Annotated in this window: 4 protein-coding genes and 1 pseudogene; all 5 read left to right on the plus strand. The window is 31.8% G+C overall.

The features are described from left to right. Positions 1 to 152: 152 nt before the first annotated feature. Positions 153 to 1,268 (plus strand): Abi family protein, encoded by a 1,116-nt coding sequence (locus VAHSUH02_RS02650; protein ID WP_005383151.1) that lies wholly within the window; start codon positions 153 to 155, stop codon positions 1,266 to 1,268. A 685-nt stretch (positions 1,269 to 1,953) separates the two neighbouring features. After that, positions 1,954 to 2,619, plus strand: coding sequence for a DUF4357 domain-containing protein (locus tag VAHSUH02_RS02655; RefSeq protein ID WP_005383150.1), 666 nt, complete (start codon positions 1,954 to 1,956; stop codon positions 2,617 to 2,619). A gap of 637 nt (positions 2,620 to 3,256) precedes the next feature. Then, positions 3,257 to 3,720, plus strand: a pseudogene (gene tnpA / locus VAHSUH02_RS02660) (IS200/IS605 family transposase). 33 nt (positions 3,721 to 3,753) lie between these two features. Beyond that, positions 3,754 to 4,638, plus strand: a complete 885-nt coding sequence (locus VAHSUH02_RS02665) for a type I restriction enzyme HsdR N-terminal domain-containing protein (protein WP_005383181.1) — start codon at positions 3,754 to 3,756, stop codon at positions 4,636 to 4,638. 63 nt (positions 4,639 to 4,701) lie between these two features. Beyond that, positions 4,702 to 5,901: a type I restriction enzyme HsdR N-terminal domain-containing protein gene (locus tag VAHSUH02_RS02670; RefSeq protein WP_005383179.1), complete on the plus strand. Its 1,200-nt coding sequence runs from the start codon at positions 4,702 to 4,704 to the stop codon at positions 5,899 to 5,901. Positions 5,902 to 6,437: the final 536 nt, after the last annotated feature.

The raw sequence follows: 6,437 nt of genomic DNA on the forward strand, positions 1-6,437 counted from the left end.
AATTTATAAAGAAGATGACAAATAAAGTAAATTTATCTTTATTTTTTATTGATAGAAATGTAAAATTATATAATAAATTTGATTTAGTTAAGATGTGTCACGTGTTGATAATAGTATTGCATAGTTCTAGATTAGCAAAGGAGCGATTTTAGATGGCAATAAAAATATTTGAATCAAGAACTGGTTTGGTTAATAAATTAAGGTCTCGGGGATTAATATTTAATGAACAAGAATTGAGAAATACTTTAAAAAAGTTCAATTATTATTCTTTATTCAATGGATTTGAGAATTTACTTTTATGTGAATCACAACCTAAAAAATATGATGCTGTGACATTGGCAGATTTTGAAGCTTTATATGATTTTGATAAGAAGCTTTCACGCATTATATTTTCTTATTTAAATAAGCTAGAGTCTGCTTTGAAAACGTCGATTGCTTATCACTTTGCTGAATGTTATTGCAATACTCTTGCAGATACAATGCAATATACAAATAAACTAAATTATATGGACCCTCAAGATGATAATGATTTAAGTGATACTTATTGTCCTTATTCTAATAACTATCCCTTTGTTAATGACCAAAATAAAAGAATCTATCTCAGCTTTAATGATTTTCTATTCTTTAAACCGTTTTATTTATCAAATTTAATTAAGTATAATGATCATATAGATAAAAATTTTTATAGTTCTTCAACTTATAGTGCGCCAAGAGATGTAGCGGTATACAGAGATGATGATAATAATTACTATTCAGATGTTGCTGTACCTATATGGGTCGCTATCGAAACCCTATCATTTGGTGAAGTATTACGACTTCTTCATTATTTAAAAATTGATGTTATGGAAGAGATTTTAGTTGATTTCAATTTAAGAATTTCAAAACGATCTGAATTTTTGAATATGCTAGATTTTCTATTGTATTTAAGAAATTGTTGTGCGCATGGCTCGTTAATTAATCGTTTCAATACACCGATTCGTTATAAAGTTAACTCTAATATTGTCCGATCATTTAGGTTAGAACCACAAAAATATTTAAATTATAAATACTCAAAATTATCTTTATTTGACGTATTAAAGATTTTAAGTTATTTCTATTCTTTAAATGATATAAGAAAGTTGTTCAAGCGCTTTTTTTATTCAAATAATAAAAGAATGGGAGTAAGACGTGGAAATGAGTTGAAAGGAAAAATTTTGAATCAAATGGGGTGTCCTAGCTACATAGAATGGAAATCCTTATTAATGGGAGATATTTTATTTGAGTTGTAGTTTTTTGTTGACGTAACTGTTTACTTTTGATATTATAATTATTAATTAAGTTTGGCTCTTAAGAGCTCTTGGTGATGGAGGCATCACCTACTGGGAAAGGACAACACATTTGTGTTGTCCTTTTTTGGTTTTGCTATTTTAAATTAGTTCAGAGCTGTAGTAATTTAAAATACACTGTTTATAGAGTTCTTCTGAATTATTAACCTATTATGTTCTATAATTAGGAATTTGAATATAAAATGGATTTAAGGCAATAAAATAGGAAGTATGTTATAATAACTTTGATGAAAAAAAGGTGAAAGATGTTAAAGGCGATATTATAGTGAGGCTTTAATAGGGATACAGAGAATATATTTAGAGCAATAAATTTATGTGAATATAAACGGGAGATAATATGTTACTATGATTCGGTTCACTGCTTTTTAATATAGGAGATGAATGAAGAGTAAGTGAGCTCAAAAAAACAATAATATTTTTACAGGAGAAGCTAGGTGTTTGGATAGAATGGTTAAGAGTAGAAGTGCCTATGGCTCATGTAAAAAGAGATGCCAAGGGGGAGAATGGGCATTGTAAAACTATTTGTACGAAAATTATTTTGTTATGCAGTACTTCATGATGATATTAGGGAGAAGCTTAATCGTCTATAAGGGATGTATTTATTTTGAGTAAAACTAGGAGTGTTTTTATGCCCAGAGGAATTATATATGTGATGTCTAGTGTTGTACCGGGACTCGTTAAGATAGGTAAAACTAGAATAGATAACTTTGAGTCGAGAATGTATAATTTGGAACGACATGGATATAATAATGTCGTTGGTTTGAAAAGAGCATTTGCAATTGAAGTAGAAGACTATGATGAAAAAGAGAAGTTGTTGGATGATATTTTTAGTAAAAGTAGACTGCTAAATGCGGAGCTTTTTGCATTAGATATTGATTTAGTTATCCAATTATTATCGTCATTTGATGGGAAACAGATTTTTCCAATCAATAGTACAAAAGAGATAACTTTTGAAGAAGCTACAAAAGCGAGAGCTGTTAAAGTTGACTGGGAAAAAGTTCCGGATGGGGAATATTATTTAAATGAAACGAAAAAAGACTTTGGTGCTGTTACTGCTACGATGAAAGTTGAAGAGGGAATGTTCATTGTTTTGGAAGGCAGTATCTGTGCTCCGACTAAATCTGATTGGTTACCAGATGCTAGAAAGGCCGCTATAATAGAAAATAATATCTTGATGGAGGATGTGATTTGTAATTCACCTTCCACAGCGGGGTGGGTTGTCTTAGGCTCTGCTAATAATGGTTGGAATGTTTGGAAAAATGAATTAGGAGAACCGATAGATATCTATATATAATAGTTTTATATAAGTTTGTTGTTTGTATTGATTATAGAGGAGAAAAGATGAAGACTATAAGTCTGTTACGACAAGTATTATTAGTTGCTACGATGGTAATTGCATTAGGAGTATAGGTGCTGTAACAAATGTTGATGCTGCAGATCGTTATGCAGGGTATACTAATCCACATGGCGTACATTGGTGGTTTGATGATCAATCTATTCGATGGGAAGGTAAGGAGTTGGTTGTTAAATTTAGAACGGACGTTTTTGATGCGAGACATCCTTATTCGATATGTCGATTCCGTGTGAATTCTGCTGGTGAATTGTATTACAAAGTTGATTCTCGTGGTTGGGTACGAGAATACCCTAGAGATGATAATGCTTATTGGTCTTTTTATCATACAGTATATAACTATCAGTCTACTTTATAATTGAAAAATTAGTTCTTTTTGTAAGTTCTATAGATTAAAACTAGAAAAGGTTGAATGGTTTTTCCGTCAACCTTTTTATTATTGTATGCCGAATAGGCATGACTACCCCCAGTTAAACTGGGAGTCGGTAAAAAATCCTTAGAAAAAAGGAAAGAACCTCCTAGTAGTAAAATGAAGTTGGTCTGGCAACCACAACATTTGAATATAGGAGGTTCAATGTTAATGAATGACGTAAAAAGCTTATCACATAGTAAATGGAGATGTAAATATCATATTGTTTTTGCACCAGAGTATAGAGGACAAATAATTTATGGTCGGATAAAAGCTGATGTAGGTAAAATTTTAAGAGATTTATGTAATAGAAAGAATGTAGAGATTATAGAGGCAGAATGCTGTTCGGATCATATTCATATGCTAGTAACTATTCCACCACATTTAAGCGTATCGAGTTTTATGGATATTTAAAAATCAAAAGTAGCCACATGATATTCGATAAACACGCAAATTTAAAATATAAGTATGGAAATAGACATTTCTGGTGTAGAGGATATTATATGGATACAGTGGGAAGATACGAAGGAGCGATAAAAGAGTATATTCGCAATCAACTACCAGAAGATATAGCACAAGATACATTAAACTTTAAAGAATATACCGACCCATTTACGGGTGAGCCGGTAAAATAGGCAAAATAAAGGCCCCCGAGTAGGGGGTAGCCAGTGGTAATAGAATGTAAAGCGCCTGAGGTCGATATATCATGTGATGATGTGAGAGAACAGGCCGAAAGATATCGCAACATTCTTAAAGCAGATTATATTATGTTGGTTAATGGTTATAAAATTATCATGTATAAATACCAAGATGGGAATAACTTTGAGCTTGTAGATATTTCTTCATATAAAGAACTTTTAGAATCAAAGGTCTCTTTTGGTGAAAATATTCCACTTGAACCATATTCCTATGAGGAAATCATATCCTATGAAACACAAAAGAAATTTACCAAAATATATGTTGGATGTGAGACCCCGAAACCTATTAAATTTTTTGTACTTAATTTTTTAAATCTAATTTTATTTAAAACTATAGATGACGAATCTATTCTAGAATTATTAGGTGTATTTGAGGATAGAGGCATTGGTCGGACTAGATTCGGTAATAGTGCTGGTTATAATTATCAGATTAAGACTCGTTTGTTTATTGCAAAGGATAGAAAAAATAAAGATCAAATTCTGGGGCTTAGTCTTTTTGGTAGATATAATACACAATTAAACGTATCTATAATGAATAGAGAAAGAAAACATCATTCGTTACAATTAGATATGGATAAATACTGTAAGTATGACTATCGTAGCAATAAGATTGTTATTACACATAATGGAACCTTATCAACGGGTAGAGGTGGCTCTATCAGTAAATTTACCGTTATTGATTATGTAAAAAATAATGCGCCTGATTTAATTCGAGATGAAGAGGTTTATCTTGGCTCTATAGATAATTCTCGATTGTTGGAATGGAATCAGCCAGATGTGCAAAATTTTATAAGAAACCTGTTCCTTTATGCTATTCTACGAGATGAAGTGCGAAAAAAATATAAAAAGAAATAATATCTACAAAGCTAAAATTATTAAATAGAGATAAATTGTTACTGATATGGAGTGATAATACTAATGAAGTATATAGAAGAAATTTTTGACAATATAAAACTTGAAAAATTTGGACGGGTTGGTGATAGTATATATGATCCGATACGTTCCTTTTTATTGGCTGCTACACCAGAGGAGTGCGTTCGCCAAAAAACAATTGTATACTTGCAAAGGGACTTAGGGATACCTATTAATCGTATTTTTGTGGAAGAATCAATGGCGCATACTAAAAAAGGCGCACGTGGAAGAGCAGATATTGTTGTCTATCGTGATGATGAGTGCACAGATGTACTAATGATTATAGAGTGTAAGGCACCTCATATTAACGTACTTGGTGATGAGGTGTTCAAGCAGGCTTGCGGATATAGAGAGATACTTAATGCTGATTATATAATGCTTATTAATGGTATAGAGGCTATTGTCTATATTTATAATGAAGGGAAATATTTTGAAGTTAAGGATATTCCTTCCTTCGAGGAGCTTTTGAAAAGTAAAATTTCAATTGTTGAGACAGAAGAGTTTGAAGAATTTAGATATGAAGAACTTATGTCAGATGAGTTTAAAGAGGCATTTGCAGAGAATGGGGATATTAGTGAATATACGCCTCAATATATAAAAGGCTTTGCTCTTAACTTGATCAATCTAATTATTTATACAGAGATTAATAATAGTAAGTTTTTGGAAAAAATAGAGGTTTCCGAAGATTGCCGTGTAAGTATGCCACATTTTGGTAATAGTGGAGGTGGTAATTATCAAGTTTGGTCTCATATGTTTATTGCAAAAGACTATCTAAATAGAGACCAAGTTCTAGGTATTAGTATATGTGCTACAGCACATACAGAGAATGATCCGCATTGGGGTAATCGCACTGGTACTACTCAATTAAATGTATCTATAACAAATAAAGAATCGAGACATCACTCTTTACAATTAAACTTGGATCGGGCTTGTAGATATAATCCGCTTACTAATATAGTAGATATTACACACAATGGTTCTTTAACAAGCGGTAAAGGTGGAGCAGCTAAAAGAGCTGATGTTATTGCATATATTAAGGACCGTGCGCCTGAGCTTGTTCATGGTGATGAAATATATCTTGGTCGTTTAAATAACTCTCGTTTGTTAGAGTGGAAAGATCCTAATGTACAATCCTTCATAAGAAATTTGTTGCGCTATGCTGTACTTCGTGATGGATTTAGAGCAGAGTATAAAAAATCAAAGTAATATTGTTAATAAAGGGGCTGTAACAGAATGCGGTTTTACCGAATTTTAGTTGCAGTCCCTTTTGATATAAAAGAATTAGAGCTATATATATGCTGTTATGGAATTAGAACAGGCCTGTTCTAATTTGTAGGACCCTATATATGTGCCTTGTTAGGAATAGAACAGGCGTGTACTAATTTGTAGGCCCCTATGTATGTGCCTTGTTAGAAATAGAACAGGCGTGTACTAATTTGAAGGACCCTATATATGTGCCTTGTTAGAAATAGAACAGGTCTGTACTAATTTGAAGAACCCTATATATGTGCCTTGTTAGAAATAGAACAGGTCTGTACTAATTTGAAGAACCCTATATATGTGCCTTATTAGAAATAGAACAGGCCTGTACTAATTTGAAGAACCCTATTGTAAATGATACTCTAAGAATGTACAAAAATGATGATATAAGAATGTACAATTTTAATTGTATCACCGATACTATAGTTGAGGTGATAACAACATGCAATACGTATACGCTATTAACAGTTCATTTACTGTAA

Origin of the sequence: Veillonella atypica KON, assembly GCF_002959915.1 — a bacterium.
Classification (GTDB): domain Bacteria; phylum Bacillota; class Negativicutes; order Veillonellales; family Veillonellaceae; genus Veillonella; species Veillonella atypica.

Coding starts and splice junctions, on each gene's coding strand:
- VAHSUH02_RS02650 (WP_005383151.1), top strand. CDS start 153: ATGGCAATAAAAATATTTGAATCAAGAACTGGTTTGGTTAATAAATTA.
- VAHSUH02_RS02655 (WP_005383150.1), top strand. CDS start 1,954: ATGCCCAGAGGAATTATATATGTGATGTCTAGTGTTGTACCGGGACTC.
- VAHSUH02_RS02670 (WP_005383179.1), top strand. CDS start 4,702: ATGAAGTATATAGAAGAAATTTTTGACAATATAAAACTTGAAAAATTT.